Origin of the sequence: Paraburkholderia dioscoreae (assembly GCF_902459535.1) — a bacterium.
Lineage (GTDB): Bacteria > Pseudomonadota > Gammaproteobacteria > Burkholderiales > Burkholderiaceae > Paraburkholderia > Paraburkholderia dioscoreae.
Genome location: NZ_LR699553.1, coordinates 1,516,399 through 1,532,685 on the forward strand (window position 1 = coordinate 1,516,399; position 16,287 = coordinate 1,532,685).

At 62.4% G+C, this 16,287-nt stretch carries 10 protein-coding genes; all 10 read left to right on the plus strand.

Annotation, left to right across the window (positions count from 1 at the left end):
- Window positions 1-216: 216 nt before the first annotated feature.
- The gene (locus PDMSB3_RS06810; RefSeq protein WP_007182469.1) at window positions 217-2,958 is read left to right on the plus strand and encodes a TonB-dependent receptor plug domain-containing protein; all 2,742 of its coding nucleotides are present in this window, start codon (window positions 217-219) and stop codon (window positions 2,956-2,958) included.
- Window positions 2,959-3,234: 276 nt separating this feature from the next.
- On the plus strand, window positions 3,235-5,151 hold the full coding sequence (locus tag PDMSB3_RS06815; protein WP_035518209.1) for an extracellular solute-binding protein: 1,917 nt from the start codon (window positions 3,235-3,237) through the stop codon (window positions 5,149-5,151).
- An 8-nt stretch (window positions 5,152-5,159) separates the two neighbouring features.
- Window positions 5,160-6,212 carry a microcin C ABC transporter permease YejB gene (locus PDMSB3_RS06820; RefSeq protein WP_007182467.1) on the plus strand — a complete coding sequence of 351 codons (1,053 nt, stop codon included), beginning with the start codon at window positions 5,160-5,162 and terminating at the stop codon, window positions 6,210-6,212.
- Entirely contained in the window at window positions 6,166-7,281 is a 1,116-nt protein-coding gene (locus tag PDMSB3_RS06825; protein WP_007182466.1) for an ABC transporter permease, read from the plus strand. The genes PDMSB3_RS06820 and PDMSB3_RS06825 overlap by 47 nt, the downstream gene beginning before the upstream one ends.
- On the plus strand, window positions 7,278-8,957 hold the full coding sequence (locus tag PDMSB3_RS06830) for an ABC transporter ATP-binding protein (protein ID WP_165185500.1): 1,680 nt from the start codon (window positions 7,278-7,280) through the stop codon (window positions 8,955-8,957). Before PDMSB3_RS06825 ends, PDMSB3_RS06830 begins: the two co-directional genes overlap by 4 nt.
- Entirely contained in the window at window positions 8,950-10,386 is a 1,437-nt protein-coding gene (locus PDMSB3_RS06835; RefSeq protein ID WP_007182464.1) for a TldD/PmbA family protein, read from the plus strand. Before PDMSB3_RS06830 ends, PDMSB3_RS06835 begins: the two co-directional genes overlap by 8 nt.
- Window positions 10,386-11,747 carry a TldD/PmbA family protein gene (locus PDMSB3_RS06840; RefSeq protein WP_165187412.1) on the plus strand — a complete coding sequence of 454 codons (1,362 nt, stop codon included), beginning with the start codon at window positions 10,386-10,388 and terminating at the stop codon, window positions 11,745-11,747. Before PDMSB3_RS06835 ends, PDMSB3_RS06840 begins: the two co-directional genes overlap by 1 nt.
- A gap of 4 nt (window positions 11,748-11,751) precedes the next feature.
- Window positions 11,752-12,333: a GNAT family N-acetyltransferase gene (locus PDMSB3_RS06845; protein ID WP_007182462.1), complete on the plus strand. Its 582-nt coding sequence runs from the start codon at window positions 11,752-11,754 to the stop codon at window positions 12,331-12,333.
- A 4-nt stretch (window positions 12,334-12,337) separates the two neighbouring features.
- Window positions 12,338-12,886 carry a GNAT family N-acetyltransferase gene (locus PDMSB3_RS06850; protein WP_165185503.1) on the plus strand — a complete coding sequence of 183 codons (549 nt, stop codon included), beginning with the start codon at window positions 12,338-12,340 and terminating at the stop codon, window positions 12,884-12,886.
- A 13-nt stretch (window positions 12,887-12,899) separates the two neighbouring features.
- Window positions 12,900-16,106: a multidrug efflux RND transporter permease subunit gene (locus tag PDMSB3_RS06855; protein WP_007182460.1), complete on the plus strand. Its 3,207-nt coding sequence runs from the start codon at window positions 12,900-12,902 to the stop codon at window positions 16,104-16,106.
- The last annotated feature ends 181 nt before the right edge of the window (window positions 16,107-16,287 follow it).

Sequence of the window (16,287 nt, forward strand, 5' to 3'; positions counted from 1 at the left end):
GGCAAATAGCGGAATCCACTTGCGTGGCGGCAGAGATGACAGCAATTGGGCAAGCGCTACGCGTTCCGATTGCAATAAATTAGTAGTCCGACACTGAGTTATTTGATGTTGCTTTAACGGAGCGCGGCGCAAGATCGCCGTATATCGAGTGGAGGGGTTCACAAGACCTCTCATCACATACTGCTGTGGCCTTACTGACGAGCGAGAAGGGGAAAAATGAAACAACGGGCATTGGCGCTGGCCATTAGAAGAATAGTCTGGGCTGAACTGGCATTGTCGGCCGCAATCGCCGTACCGGCGTTTGCGCAAAGCCAGCCGGCCGCTACCGGCACTGCGGCGGCCGCAACGACGGAAAGCGCACCGGCAACGGGCGCTGCTGCGACACCGTCCACGGATAACAATACTGCCACGGCTACCGGCAAAGGGGTTCAGCAACTCAAGAAATTTGAAGTGACCGGTTCGCTGATCCGCACGTCGGACAAGGTCGGCAACACGGAAGTCCAGACCATCACGCCCAAGGAAATCCAGCAAAGCGGTTATACGACCGTGGCCGACTTCCTGCGCGGCACGTCCGCCAACTCGGGGAGCAGCTGGGGCCAAACGACAATGAACAGCTCCGCGCAAGGCGGTGGCGGCATTGCATTGCGCGGTCTGAGCGAGAAATACACGCTGGTGCTGGTGGACGGGCAACGGGTGGCGAATTACGGCAAGGCGGTGAACTTCACCGACACGTTCTTCGACGTGAATTCGATCCCGCTCAACATGATCGACCACATCGACATCGTGAAGACCGGTGCGGTGTCGGTGTATGGTTCGGATGCAATTGCAGGCGTGGTCAACATCATCACGAAGAAGGACTTCCAGGGCCTGCAGATCGACGGCCAGCTCGGCAAGGCGCAGCATCCGGGCGACGCGCAGGGCAACTTCAGCGTGCTCGGCGGTATCGGTGATCTGAACGGCGACCGCTTCAACGTGACGGCCGCCGCGAGCTATTACCGCGACACCGGCTCGTCGCTCGGCGATCGCGACATGACCGCGAATCAGGACTTCAGCCAGTTCCCGGGCGGCCTCGCGGGCCCGCTTGGTCCGAACCAGCAGTCGTACTGGACGACGGCCGACGGCACCAACATGGCACTCAGCCCCTGTCCGCCGGGCAGCGTGTCGGCGAACGGCGCATCCACGTGTAAATCGAATCCGGCCAGCACCACCTCGCTGGTGCCGGCGATCACGCGCCTGAATGCGAAAGTGCGCGGCACTTTCAAAGTCAACGACGATGTGCAGGCTTACGCCGACCTCTGGGTGAGCCGCAACGAAACCGTGCAGAACGAAGGTCCGGCGGTGCTGAGCAGCCAGACCAACGCATTCAACCCGGCCACCGGTTCGGCGTTGCCGCTGTCGCGCACGGTCTCGGGCACCAACCCGTACAACCCGTTCGGTGTGCCCACGTTGATCAACTACACGTTCCCGAATACCGTTTCGGCGGATACGGTGTCGACGTTCTGGCGTGCCATGACCGGTGTGAAGGGTTCGTTCACCACCGCCAAGTTCGGCGATTGGGATTGGTCCGCGGATTACGGCCATTCGCAGAGCACGGTCGACACGACTTACGGCAATGCGCTGAATGTGGCTGGCGTCGAGAACATTCTGCAGAACGGCGTGTTCAATTTCTCGAATCCGTCGGCCACGCCGAACGGCTTGAACGGCGTGTTCCAGAACGACTATGAGCAGGCGATCTCCAAGCTCGACAGCGTCACTGCGAAAACCTCGACGGGCAACCTGTTCAATCTGCCTGGCGGCCCGGTCGGTGTCGGCTTCGGTACGGAATTCCGTCACGAGAGCAACCTGATCAACTCGCGCACCGATAGCGCGCTTGGGATTACGGCGCCGGCCAACGTGCAGACGGTCGACGGCGAGCGCAACGTGGCCGCCGTGTACTATCAGGTCGATATTCCGATCATCCACAACCTGACGTTCACGCAAGCGGGCCGTTACGACCACTACAGCGATTTCGGCGGCGCCTTCTCGCCGAGCTTCGCGTTGCGCTTCCAGCCGGTCAAGATGCTGACGACGTACGCATCGTACAGCCGCGGCTTCCGCGCGCCGACGCTGGTCGAGAACTCACAGGCAACGTATCTCGCCCACCAGAACCTGGTGGACCCGAACGACCCGAGCGGCACGCCGACCAAGCACTTCACGACGGAACAGGTCAACGGCAATCCGGCACTGCAGCCTGAGCATACGAAGAACTACAACATCGGCTTCGAGCTCTCGCCGGATTCGTCGACGGATATCGGCGCGGCGTTCTACAAGATTCACATCGACGGCGTGATCGGCACGAACGATCCGAACGCGGTGATGGATGCGAACAACCCGTCGAACGTGATTCGCAATCCGGACGGCACGGTGGCCTACATCAAGGAACAGTTCGTCAACCTCGGTTCGCTCGATACCGACGGCTTCGATATGAACTTCCGCAAGTCGGTCGGCACGAAGTACGGCACGTTCACGCTGGCCGGCGACTGGGCCTACGTGTGGCACTTCAAGCTGAACAGCCCGGGTGCGCCCACGCAGGATTTCGCCGGCAACAACCTCGCGCTGCTGCAGCCGTTCGGTGCATCCAATCCGCGCTGGAAGGGTAATACCAGCCTCTCGTGGGATTACCGCAAGCTGACCACCACGCTGACATGGCAGTACACTGGCCCGTACACGAACGCGGTGGCGACCGAGTTCGGCGACGGCGGCACGCTGTCGGTGGCGTCGTACAGCCAGTTCAACCTGATGGCCACGTATCGCGGCTTCAAGAACTGGACGATCTACGGCGGCATCAACAACATCTTCGATCGCAAGCCGCCGTTCGACGTCGAGTGGCAGGCCACCCCGGATATCACGGGTTACGACCAGTCGCTTTACACCAACATCGGCCGCTTCTTCCAGGTTGGCGCGTCGTACCGCTTCTGAAGTCTTTGATGTTCGTGACTTACCGGCGGTCTGTCCAGTCGGTCGGCCGCTCCGGTTTCCGTTCAACGGTATCGGGGCGGCGCAGTTTTGTTAGGGACGTACTTTGGAGTTCCCCGTGCACAATGCTCGTTCAGAAGCACCGCGAGCGAGGGCAGCCGGCCAGCGCAGCGCTAGCGGGGAAAGCTACGGGAGCGACGGCGTCACGCCGTCACTCGCGCCGATTCGACTTATCGCGCACCGGCTTGAGGCCGGCGCGCGTCCTTACGCATTCCGAAGATGAGACTTGTGAAGTTTCGCTGGCCACGCGCCGCGCGGACGGCAGCGTCCATGCCGCGGCTTCGCACCGCCGCACGAATCGCGCTGTACGCCGGTGCGTGTCTGGCATTGAGCACGGTCTGCGCGCAGGCCCGGCCCTCGATTGCGCAATACGACGAGCCTAAATATCCCGCCGATTTCACGCATTTCGAATACGCGAATCCCGACGCACCGGCCAACGGTACGCTCAGTTTCGAGAACTACAACGAACTGCAGACTTACGATTCGCTGAATCCGTTTCTGGTGCGTGGCGCGCCCGCACCGGACATTCTGAATCTGATGTTCGACACGCTGATGCAGCGGAGTTGGGACGAACTCGCGTCCGAGTATCCGTTGATTGCTAACGACGTCGAGGTCGCGTCCGACCTGAGCTCGGCGACTTTCCATATCAATCCTGCCGCGCGCTTTTCGAACGGCGATCCGATCACCGCTGCCGACGTCAAATACTCGTTCGACACATTGACGGGTCCGAAAGCGTCGCCGCTCTTCAATGCGCAGTTCTCGGTCATCAAGAATGCGATCGTGATCGACAAAAACACAATCCGCTTCGATTTCAAACACGCGGAGCGAGACGCCCCGTTGATTGCCGGTGATTTGCCGATCTTCTCGCCGAAGTGGGGCATGCAGCCCGACGGCAAACGTCCGCCATTCGACCAGATCGCAGTCGCCCCGCCGATCAGCAGCGGCGCATATCTGATCGAAGCGCGCAAGAACGACAAGGAGATCGTGTATCGCCGCAACCCGGACTACTGGGCTGCCAATTTGCCGTCGCGGCGCGGCATGTTCCGTTTCGAGCGCATCACCTTCAAACTGTATCGCGACCACTACACGCAACTGGAAGCATTCAAGGCTGGCGATGCCGATGCTGTCGTCGAATACAGCGCAACGCAGTGGGCACGCAAATACGTCGGCAAGAACTTCGACAATGGACTATTGAAGAAGGGCGAATTCGCCGACGGTCCCGCGCAGATGCAAGGCATGCTCATGAACCTGCGCAAGCCGATGTTCCAGGATCCGCGCGTGCGGCACGCGTTGACGATGGCCTTCGACTACGACTGGATGAACCGCATGATGTTCTACGGTCAATACCGTCGCACGAGCAGTTATTTCGAAGCGAGTCCGTTCGGCGCGACCGGCATGCCCGGACCGAAGGAACTGGCTTTGCTTGAACCGTTGAGAGCGAGCGTACCGCCAGAAGTGTTCGGTCCCATGCTGAAGCAGCCCGACACGATCGCACCGAACTCCTTGCGCGGCAATCTGCGAGTCGCGCGCGATCTGCTGGCGCAGGCTGGCTGGCACTATCGTGACGGCGCGCTGCGCGACGCCCACGGCACGCCCATGACGATCGAAATCATGGACGACCAGCCCGGCATGGACCGCCTGATCCTGCCGTATATGCAGGCGCTCGGCATGCTCGGCATTCAGGCGCATATGCGCGAGATCGACAGTGCGTTGTACCAGAAGCGGCTGGACAACTTCGAATACGATATGACCACCTTCATCTATCCGCCGGTCACGATTCCAGGCGCTGAATTGACGCGCCGTTTCGGCAGCGCGGCGGCGTCGGAGATCGGTTCGGAAAACTATCCGGGCATTCGTTCGAAAGCGGTCGACTCGCTCATTCATTCGGCCCTCTCTGCCGACAATCTCGACGACCTGGAAGCAGCGACGCGTGCACTGGATCGCGTGCTGATCTATTCGTTCTACCTCGTGCCGGAGTACTACGCTCCGGGGGCACGAATCGGCTACAAGTCGACGCTGGGTCATCCGGACAAAGTGCCCATGTCGTATCAATACGAAGACTGGGTGATCGACTACTGGTACAACAAGGCGCCGACCGCCCAGGGCGCATCTTCCACCACGGCTACGGCCCACTGAGGCATCGCATGCTCGCCTACATTCTCAGACGATTACTGTTGATGGTGCCGACCCTGCTCGGCGTAGTCACACTGACCTTTGTCGTCACGCAGTTCGTGCCGGGTGGGCCGGTCGAACAGGTGATGACGCAACTCCGCCACGGCGCCGGCCGTGGCGGAGAGGCGGGGGCGGGCGGCGGCGGCTATCACGGCAGCCAGGGCGTCGATCCGCAGCAGATCGAGCAGATCAAGAAGCAGTTCGGCTTCGACAAGCCACCGCTCGAACGCTATCTGCTGATGCTCAGGCGCTACGCGACGTTCGATCTCGGCCAGTCCTACTATCAGCACGACAGCGTGTGGGACGTGATCAAATCGAAGCTGCCCGTATCGATCACGCTAGGTTTATGGACGGTACTGCTCACCTATCTGATATCGGTGCCGTTGGGGATCGCGAAAGCGGTGCGCAACGGCTCGCGTTTCGATACCGTCACGAGCGTGCTGGTACTCGCCGGCTATGCAATTCCCGGCTTCGTGCTCGGCGTATTGCTGCTGATGTTATTCGGCGGCGGCACATTCTGGCAGGTGTTTCCAATGCGCGGTCTCACATCGGATAACTTCAACGATCTCAGCGCATTCGGGAAGGTACTCGACTATCTCTGGCACATCGTGCTGCCGGTCACGGCTTCGGTGGTCGGCAACTTCGCGATCGTCACGATTCTGACCAAGAACACGTTTCTGGAGGAAATCGGCCGTCAGTACGTGTTGACGGCACGCGCCAAGGGCGCACCGGAGCGCGACGTACTGTGGAAACACGTGCTGCGCAACGCTGCGATTCCATTGCTCACGGGTTTGCCGGCGGCCTTCGTCGGCGCGTTTCTGAACGGCAATCTGCTGATCGAAACGTTGTTCTCGCTCGACGGCATGGGCCAACTGTCGTACGACTCGGTGATCCGCCGTGATTATCCGGTCGTGCTCGGATCGCTCTTTCTCTTCACGCTGATCGCCCTTGTAACCAAACTCATTGCTGACGTCTGCTATGTCCTCGTCGACCCCCGCATCCAATTCAACCGCCTGGACCGCTGACGCGGCCGGCGCGGCGCACGCGGCGTCGCCGTCTCCGTGGCGGCGTACGTGGCTGCGCTTCAGGCAGCAGCGTCTGGGCTACTGGAGCCTCGTGATTTTCGTGTCGCTGTTCGCGATCAGCCTGCTCGGCGAGGTGCTGTCCAACGACCGTCCGTTGATTGTTCGTTACGACGGGCATTACTACTTTCCAATTGTGAAGGACTATCCGGAGACGCTGTTCGGCGGCGACTTTCCGGCGCGTGCGAACTACCTCGATCCGTATATCCGTTCGCGGCTCGAATCGAACGGCAACTTCGCGATCTATCCGCCGAATCATTTCCACTACGACACGATCGACTATTTCGCCGCGCACCCGTATCCTGCGCCGCCTACTACGAGTAACTGGCTCGGCACGGATCAGTTCGGGCGCGACGTGCTGGCGCGGCTGCTCTACGGGTTCCGCTTGTCGGTGTTGATGGCACTGGCGCTCACGGTGTCCGGTGTCGTGGTCGGCGTGTTGACTGGCGCGATACAGGGCTTTTATGGTGGACGTACGGATCTGATCGGCCAGCGTCTGATCGAAATCTGGAGTTCGATGCCTGACCTGTATCTGCTGATCATCTTTGCGTCGATCTTCGAGCCCACGCTCTGGCTGCTATTCATTCTGCTGTCGATGTTCGGCTGGCTCGTTCTGTCGGACTACGTGCGCGCCGAATTCCTGCGCAATCGTTCGCTTGATTACGTGAAGGCGGCGCGCACCATGGGGCTTAGCAACTGGCAGATCATGTGGCGCCACGTTCTGCCGAACAGCCTGACACCGGTGATTACCTTTCTGCCGTTCCGCATGAGCGCCGCGATCCTGTCGCTGACCAGTCTCGACTTTCTCGGCCTCGGCGTGCCGCCGCCCACACCGAGCCTCGGCGAACTGCTACAGGAAGGCAAGAACAATCTCGACGCGTGGTGGATCTCGATGTCGGCGTTTGCCGCACTGGTGATCACGCTGCTGTTGCTGACCTTCATGGGCGACGCTTTGCGCAACGCATTGGACACGCGCTCGCGTGGTTCGGCTTTCGGCGGAGGTCCGCGATGACGACTATTCAGGCGCCTACCCAGGCACCCGCCGGCCGGCCGCTACTGGAAATCGACCGTTTCTCCGTGCGTTTCGGCGACAAGGTCGCCGTGCATGAACTCAGTCTTTCCATTGCACGCGGCGAGCGCGTTGCACTGGTCGGCGAATCGGGTTCCGGCAAGAGCGTCACCGCGTTATCGATTTTGCGGCTCGTCGAGCACGCCGAATTGAGCGGCCGCATGCTGCTCGACGGCGAAGATCTGCTGCAGAAAACCGAGCAGCAGATGCGTGGCCTGCGCGGCGCGGACGTGGCGATGGTGTTTCAGGAACCGATGACCGCGCTCAATCCGCTCTTCACGATCGGCAAGCAGATTGCCGAGAGTTTGCGTCTGCATGAAGGTCTACGGCCGAATGCGGCGCGCGAGCGCGGCATCGAGTTGCTCAGGCGCACCGGTATTCCCGAACCGGAGCGGCGTATCGACAGCTTTCCGCACCAACTGTCCGGCGGCCAGCGGCAGCGCGCGATGATCGCGATGGCGCTCGCTTGCCGCCCGCGTTTGCTGCTTGCCGATGAACCTACCACGGCGCTCGACGTCACCGTTCGCCAGCAGATCGTCGATCTGTTGATCTCCTTGCAGGAGCAGGAAGCGGCCGAACGCGGCATGGCCGTGCTGCTGATCACACACGATCTGAATCTGGTGAAGCGTTTTGCGCAGCGCGTCGCGGTGATGGAAAAGGGCGTACTGGTCGAAACCAATACGACCGAGGCACTGTTCGCGAACCCGCAGCATCCATACACGCGGCGCCTGCTGGACAGCGAGCCGCAACGCGCGGTGGCGCCGGTCGAGCAGGGCGCGCGCCGGCTGCTGGAAGTGCAGGGGCTGGCTGTCGACTACCGCACGTCGGCGAAAGGCTGGCGTTCGCTGTTCGGCCGCTCGACATTCCGCGCGGTGCATGACGTCGATCTGAGCGTGCGGCGCGGCGAAACGCTCGGCATTGTCGGCGAATCCGGTTCGGGCAAATCGACGCTGGCGGCAACGGTGCTTGGTCTGCAACAGCCGGCTGCCGGCCATATCCATATCGACGGCTTGCCGCTTTCCACGCTCAAAACAGCGAAGTCGCGCCGCGCGTTGTATTCGCGCATGCAAGTCGTGTTTCAGGATCCGTTCGGCTCGCTGTCGCCGCGCATGACGGTCGAGCAGATCATCGGCGAAGGCCTTGCCGTGCATCGGCCAGAAGTGGATGCGAGGGCGCGGCGCGCGCGCGTCGGCAGCCTGCTCGAAGAGGTCGGCATGCCCGCCGATGCGATGCTGCGTTATCCGCATGAGTTCTCCGGCGGCCAGCGTCAACGCATTGCGATTGCGCGCGCGCTGGCGGTCGAACCGGAGTTGCTGGTGCTCGACGAACCGACCAGTGCGCTCGACGTCTCTATCCAGAAGCAGGTATTGAATCTGCTGACAAATCTGCAGAAAAAGTACAAGCTAAGCTATTTGTTCATTACGCACGATCTGGCGGTGATGCGAGCCATGGCGCATCGTGTGATCGTGATGAAGTCGGGACGCATAGTGGAAGCCGGCGACATACTCGACGTGTTGCATGCGCCGTCGCATCCTTACACCCAGTCGCTGCTGGCGTCGTCGCTCAATGTGCCGGAGCCGGGCGCCGCCGCGACTCATACGGGAAAAGCCAATGATTGACGAACGTTGGGCGCAGGCCGCCCGTACGCTGAAGAGCCGCGCGGCATTCTGGTCGCTGCGCATAGTCGACGAACAGATCGACGATCACGAGATCCGCAACGATATCGCGCAACCGCTGCGCACGGTGCGGGATCGCGGGGCGATGCTGATCGCCTGGGTGGGTGCGGGCGCGGGCTATGCCGCAACCGCGAATCTGTCGGCGGCGGGTTTGCAGGCGGCGCTCGACATGGCCACCGCACGCGCGGAAGCGAGCGCCGCCTTGTCGTTGATCGACCACCGCGAAGTCGCGCGTCCGGCGGCAAGCGGTGAATACGTGTCGCCGAATGCGCAACATGCGTTGCCGAGCCGCGCCGAATGGCTCGACCGTTTGAGTGCGGAATGCACTGCGGCCAATCTCGACGAAAGAATCGTGGAGCGTGTGGCGGCGGTGCAGATCACGCATACGGATCAGCTCTACATGACGGGCGACGGCGTGCGGATCGACCAGCAGTTCCGCTTCGTGATGCCGCAATTGAGCGTGGCCGCGCACGCGAACGGCGATACCCAGGTGCGCACGCTCGGTGGCAACTACGGCACGCTCGGGCAGGGCGGCATGGAAGTGCTGGCGCGTTTTGGCTTCGAAGGTTCGGGCGCGCGCGTCGCTAACGAAGCGTTGCAATTGCTGGCCGCGCCGAATTGTCCCTCGGGCAAGCGGGATCTGTTGCTGATGCCCGACCAGATGATGCTGCAGATTCACGAATCGATCGGCCATCCGCTCGAATTAGACCGCATTCTCGGCGACGAACGCAATTTCGCGGGCTGGAGCTTCGTCAAGCAGGACATGTTCGGTTCATACCGTTACGGTTCCGAATTGCTGAACGTCACCTTCGACCCGGAGTTGCGCGAGGAAGCGGCAGCCTACGCCTTCGACGACGACGGCACCGAAGCGCACAAGCAATACCTTATTCGCAACGGCGTGCTGGAGCGTCCGCTCGGCGGCGCGCTGTCGCAGCAGCGAGCCCGCATGCCGGGCGTGGCGAATTCGCGCGCGTCGAACTGGAACCGGCCGCCGATCGACCGCATGGCGAATCTGAATATCGAGCCTGGCGAGAGTTCGCTGGAAGAGATGATCGGCAACATCGAACACGGCATTCTGATGCGCACCAATACGTCATGGTCGATCGACGATCATCGCAACAAATTCCAGTTCGGCTGCGAGTTCGGTCAACTGATCGAAAACGGCAAGCTCACGCAGATCGTCAAACAGCCGAATTATCGCGGCATTTCGGCGAATTTCTGGCGCAGCCTGAGCGCGGTGGGCAATGCGGCCACGCGTGAAGTGTATGGCACGTCCATGTGCGGCAAGGGCGAACCGGCGCAGATCATTCGCGTGGGCCATGCGTCGCCGGCCTGCGTATTCAGCCATATCGACGTATTCGGAGGCGCATGATGAGCCAGTTCATCTCTTCGCGCGCGGCCACGTCGGTGGACTGGCAACGGCATTTCACGGCGCTCGCCGATGCAATCGGGCGCCTGCAGCACGGTGGCGAAACCACGCTCAGTTCGTTTGCCGGCGAGCAGTCCGATTTCATTCGTTTCAATTCGGGCAAGGTGCGACAGACCGGCAGCGTGTCGCAAGGCAAGCTGACCTTGCGTCTGATCGACGGTGCACGTCAGGCGTATTCCACGCTGACCGTGTGCGGCGATCTGCAACAGGATCTCGACGAAGTGAGCGCCACGCTCGTCACCTTGCGAGAGGGGTTGCGCGACGCGGCGGACGATCCGCATCTGCTGTTCGACACGTCGAAATGGGAGCGGACCACCCAGCGTTCAGGCAAGCTGCCGGACCCTGACGGCCTCGCGAGTGTCGTCGCGCAATGCGCGCAAGGGCTGGATTTCGTGGGGTTTTACGCCGGCGGCACGATCGTGCGCGGCTTCGCATCCACGAGCGGCAGCCGCGGCTGGTATGAAGTGGATAACTTCAATTTCAGCTGGTCGCTGTACGACCCGAGTGGCCGCGCGATCAAAACGACCTACGCCGGCGACGACTGGAGCGACGCCGTGTTCGCGCGCAAAGTCGAGCAGGCCGCGACCCGCCTTGCCGTGCTCGCGCGCGCGCCGCGCGCGTTGGCGCCGGGACGCTACCGTTCCTATCTGGCGCCCGCGGCGTTGTCCGAACTGCTCGGCGTCACCGCGTGGAGCGGCTTTTCCGCTCGCGCGCAGGCGAGTTCACGCAGCGAGTTGTACAAGCTGCATGTGGGAGAAGTCGTAGTCGACCCGCGCGTAACGATCAGCGAAGATCTGAGTCTCGGCATCACGCCCGGCTTCAACGACGACGGCTATCTGCGCGACAGCGTCCCGTTGATCCAGGCTGGCCGCAGCGCAGAGCGGCTGACCAACGCACGCAGTGCGCGCGAATACGGCTTGACACCCAATGGTGCGCTCGCCGGCGAGTCACCGGCCGCGCTCTCGATGCAAGCAGGCGATCTGCCTGAAGAAGACGTGCTGGCGAAACTCGGTACCGGGCTCTACATCGGCAATCTCTGGTACGTGAACTTCTCGGACCGCATGAATTGCCGCCTCACCGGCATGACGCGCTTCGCGACTTTCTGGGTCGAGAACGGAGAAATCGTCGCCCCGCTCGAGGCCATGCGTTTCGACGACAGCCTGTACCGTTTGCTAGGCAGCGAACTCGAACAACTCGGCGCGCAGGCCGAACTGCTTTTGAGCGACTCGACGTGGGGCGAGCGCGCCACGGGCGGCATGCAATTGCCCGGCATTCTGGTGAAGTCATTCGAATTGACGTTATGAGCCTATGGATCGACACGAAAAAATAGAATCAAAGCCTGAGAGCTTGCCCGAGGGCCTGACGCTGCGCGCCTTGCGCGTGGCAGACACGGAACAGTTTCACGCCATGCTGCAAATGCCCGTGGCGATGAACGGCAATCCGCAGATGCCGTTTCGGACTGTTGCCAGCACACGAGAGCACCTGGAAGAATTCGAGGCCCCCGGAATTGCGATCGCTGCGACGGTGGGCGACACGCTGGTCGGGGAGGCGAGCCTCAGTCCATTCAAGGGGCGCCGCGCGCATGCCGCTTCGATCGGCATTGGTGTACACGACGCATGGCAGCGGCGCGGCATCGGACGTGCGCTGATGACCGAACTGCTCGATCTGGCCGACAACTGGCTTGGTCTGCGCCGAGTCGAGTTGCATGTCTACACCGACAACCACGCGGCACTCGCGCTCTATCGCAAGTGCGGCTTCGAGATCGAAGCGCATCAGCGCGGTGCGGTATTGCGTCGCGGCGTTTTGATCGACTGTTATTTCATGGCGCGGCTGCGCGAGCCGGCACCGTGGATGTCGCCGCTATCGGCCACCCATCTTGCAGTGGAATAAGACCATGAAAGAAACAAGGTCGCCGGACGGCGCCGTGCACGAGAAATGTATTCTGGTTCGCGCGCTCGAATCGTCTGACATGGACGCGTTCGCCGAGATCATGAGCCTGCCCGGTGTGCGGCGCGGCACGCTGTCGGTCGGCTATCGCAGTCCTGAACAACTCGCGGCGTGGTATGAGCGGCGCCTAAAAAGCGGCGTGAACGTGTGCGCGATTATCGACGGACGCGTGGTCGGCCACGCCGGTCTCGAGGTTCACCGGCCGAGCCGCGCGCACTGTGCGCATATGGGGCTGGCCGTGCACGACGCGTATCATGGGCGCGGTGTCGGCTCGGCGCTTCTGCAGGGTTTGATCGACTGCGCGGACGGTTCGCTCGGTTTGCGCCGCATCGACCTGACGGTGTTTTCCGACAACGCGCCGGCCATCGCGCTGTATCGCAAGTTCGGCTTTGTCGAAGAAGGTTATTCGCGCGGTTTCGCGCTGCGCGACGGCATCCTGGCCGATGTGCTGCATATGGCCCGTCTCGTCGAAGCACCGCGCCTCCAGACAATCTGAATGGATTCTTTGAGTGCCATTTTTCTTCATCGACCGCCCGGTCTTCGCATGGATCGTCGCGCTCGCCCTTGTCGTGGCGGGCGCGCTGGCTATTCCGCAACTGCCGGTGGCGCAGTATCCGCGTCTTGCGCCGCCGCGCGTCGTGATATCCGCCACGTATCCGGGTGCTTCGACTGAAGTCGTGGACGCCAATGTCGGCAGCATCATCGAGGAGAGTCTCGATGGCGCCGACAATATGCTGTACTACGAAACGACGAGCGACAGCCTGGGCGAGCTCGAAATCGACGCGACCTTTGCACCGGGCACCAATCCCGATCTCGCGCTGGTGGATATCCAGAACCGGCTCAAGCAGGTCGAGCCGCGCTTGCCACAGCAGGTCGTGCAGCAGGGCATCAGCGTGTTCAAGGCCGCCAACACGTTCCTGATGCTGGTGGCGCTCACCTCCACCGACGGCACGCGCGACTCCGTGCAACTGAGCGATTACCTGAGCCGCTACGTGTTGCGTGAATTGAAGCGAGCGCCAGGAGTGGGCTCGGCCCAACTCTGGGACGCGGACGAAGCGCTGCGCATCTGGCTCGATCCGATGAAGCTGCGCGAATACGGCCTCGGCGCCGCCGAAGTGAACGCCGCCATTGCCGCGCAGAATGCGACCGTCACGGCCGGCACGCTGGGTGACGCGCCATTCGTGCCGGGCCAGCAACTCACCGCCTCGGTGAGTGTGAAGGGGCAATTGATCTCGCCGGCCGAATTCGGCCAGATCGTGCTGAAGGCGCGGCCGGACGGCTCGGCCGTGCGCCTGCGCGACGTCGCGCGGGTTGAAGTGGGGCGCGACAATTACTCGTTCTATTCGCGCCTGAACGGCAGGGCCGCGGCGACGGTCGGGATTCAACTCGGGCCGCGCGGCAACGCGCTCGAAACGTCGAATGCGATTCGTGCGCGGCTTGCCGAGTTGTCGAAAGGATTGCCATCGGGCGTCTCCATCGAAATCCCGTTCGACAACGCGCATTTCGTGCAGATTGCAATTCACGAGGTGCTCGTCACACTCGCGGAAGCGGTGGTGCTGGTGTTCTTCGTCATGTGGCTGTTTCTGCGCGATCTGCGCTACACGCTGGTGCCGACCGTGGTGATTCCGGTCACGCTGATGGGCGCGTTTCTCGCCATGTACGCGTGCGGTCTGTCGATCAACGTATTCACTCTGTTCGGCCTCGTGCTCGCCATCGGGATTCTCGTCGACGACGCGATCGTGGTGGTGGAGAGCGTGCACCGCGTGATGGAAGAAGAGGGCCTGCCGCCACGCGAGGCTACGCGCAAGGCGATGTCGCAGATCGGCGGCGCGATTGTCGGCGTGACGGCGGTGTTGACGGCCGTGTTCGTACCAATGGCGTTTTTCCCCGGCGGCGTCGGCGGCATTTACCGGCAGTTCGCGGTGGCCATGATCGCGTCGATGCTGGTGTCGTCGTTCATGGCCTTGTCGTTGACGCCCGCGCTGTGCGCGAATCTCTTGAAGGCGCACACGCAATCGGTTCGTCAACGTGATGCGCGCCGCGGCGTTCTGGGTTTCGCGGCGCGCGCGGCAAGCCGCTTCACATCCGGTTTCGATCGGGCCGCGCGTGGCTATCGCGGCTTGACCGCGCGCACGCTGCACCGCATTGGCCCGATGCTGGCGGTCTACGCGGTGCTGGTCGGCGTGTGCGGTTTGCTCTACTGGCAGATGCCCGGCGGTTTTCTGCCGAGCGAAGACGAAGGCCAGTTGCAGGTGATGGTGCAATTGCCCGCGGGTGCCACGCAGGCACGCACGCTGGCCGTAGTGGAGCGGGTGGAAAAAATCCTCCACGCGGAGCCCGCCATCGCCAACGTGACGAGTGTGATCGGCTGGAGTTTTTCCGGCAGCGGCCAGAACGTGGCGATGGGGTTTGTCGAACTCAAGGACTGGGGCAAGCGTGATGTCGACGCGCTGGCTCTGCGAGACCGGCTCAATGCAAAGTTCGACAGGATTCTGGACGGCAACGTAGAGGCGCAATTGCCGCCTTCGGTGCCGGGCGTCGGGCATTCGGACGGTTTCGTGTTTCGTCTGGAGGATCGCGGCGGAGTGGGGCTCGACGCGCTGAAGGCCGCGCGCGAGCAACTGTTCACGCAGGCCAAAGCGAGTCCTGTGCTGGCTTCCGTGCACTCCGAGGATCTGCCTGACGCGCCGCGCGTCGAGCTGATCGTCGACCGCGCGAAAGCGTATGCGCTCGGCGTGTCGTTCGATCGCATCGCCGACGTGCTGGGCAGCACCTTCGGCTCGACCTATATCGACGATTTCCCGGCGGGCGGCCGCATGCGCCGTGTGATGATCGCCGCCGAGGCCGCCACGCGCATGACCGAAGACGACCTGCTGGCGCTCGCGGTGCCCAACTCGACGGGCGGCATGGTGCCGCTCTCGGCTATCGCGACGCGCCAGTGGACGATCGGCCCGGTGATGCTGACACGCTACAACGGTTATCCGTCGCTCGACGTGAGCGGTCACGCGGCCCCCGGCTACAGTTCCGGCGCGGCGATGGCGGAGATGGAACGGCTCGCCGCCGCGTTGCCGGTTGGCGTCCAGTACGACTGGGTCGATGCGGCGCGCGAGGAAACCGCGGCCGCGAAACTCACGCCGCTACTGATCGGCCTTTCGTTGTTAGCGGTCTTCATGGCGCTGGCGGCGCTCTACGAAAGCTGGACGATCCCGTTAGCGGTGCTGATGGTCGTGCCGCTCGGCGTGATCGGCGCGGTCGCGGCCGTGCTGTTGCGCGGCATGCCCAATGACGTGTACTTCAAGGTCGGCATGATCACGGTGATCGGCCTCGCGGCGAAGAATGCGATTCTGATCGTGCAATTCGCCCGCGATCTGTATCAGCGTGGCCTGCCGTTGACGCGTGCCGTGACCGAAGCCGCGGGCGCGCGCTTCCGCCCGATCGTGATGACCTCGGCGGCGTTTCTGCTCGGCGTCGTGCCGCTGGTGGTGTCGAGCGGCGCGGGCGCCGAAAGCCGCCGCTCGATCGGCACCGGCGTGTTCGGCGGCGTGCTGGCTGCCACGCTGTTCGGATTGGTGTTCGCGCCGGTCGCGTTCCATGCGGTCGCGTCGCTCACGCACGGCCGGCGCCGGCTTGCGCAACTGCATCGCAAGAGGGAGGAGCGGCGGGTACGCCGTGCCACGGTCGAACGCGCGCCACTCGACGAATCGCCCACGGCCTGACGGCGTTCCGCCCGCCACCTGATTCACGCGCGCCACGGCCACGAGGCGCGCGTATTCCCCTGAAGGTTGCGCTTGCCGCACGTGAAGAAACCTTTTCAGATCAGACGTATAAATACGCGATGTTTCAATATAGAAACGTTTTCAGATGTTCGAGAAAAGCGTTTCTAAATATTTAATCGGT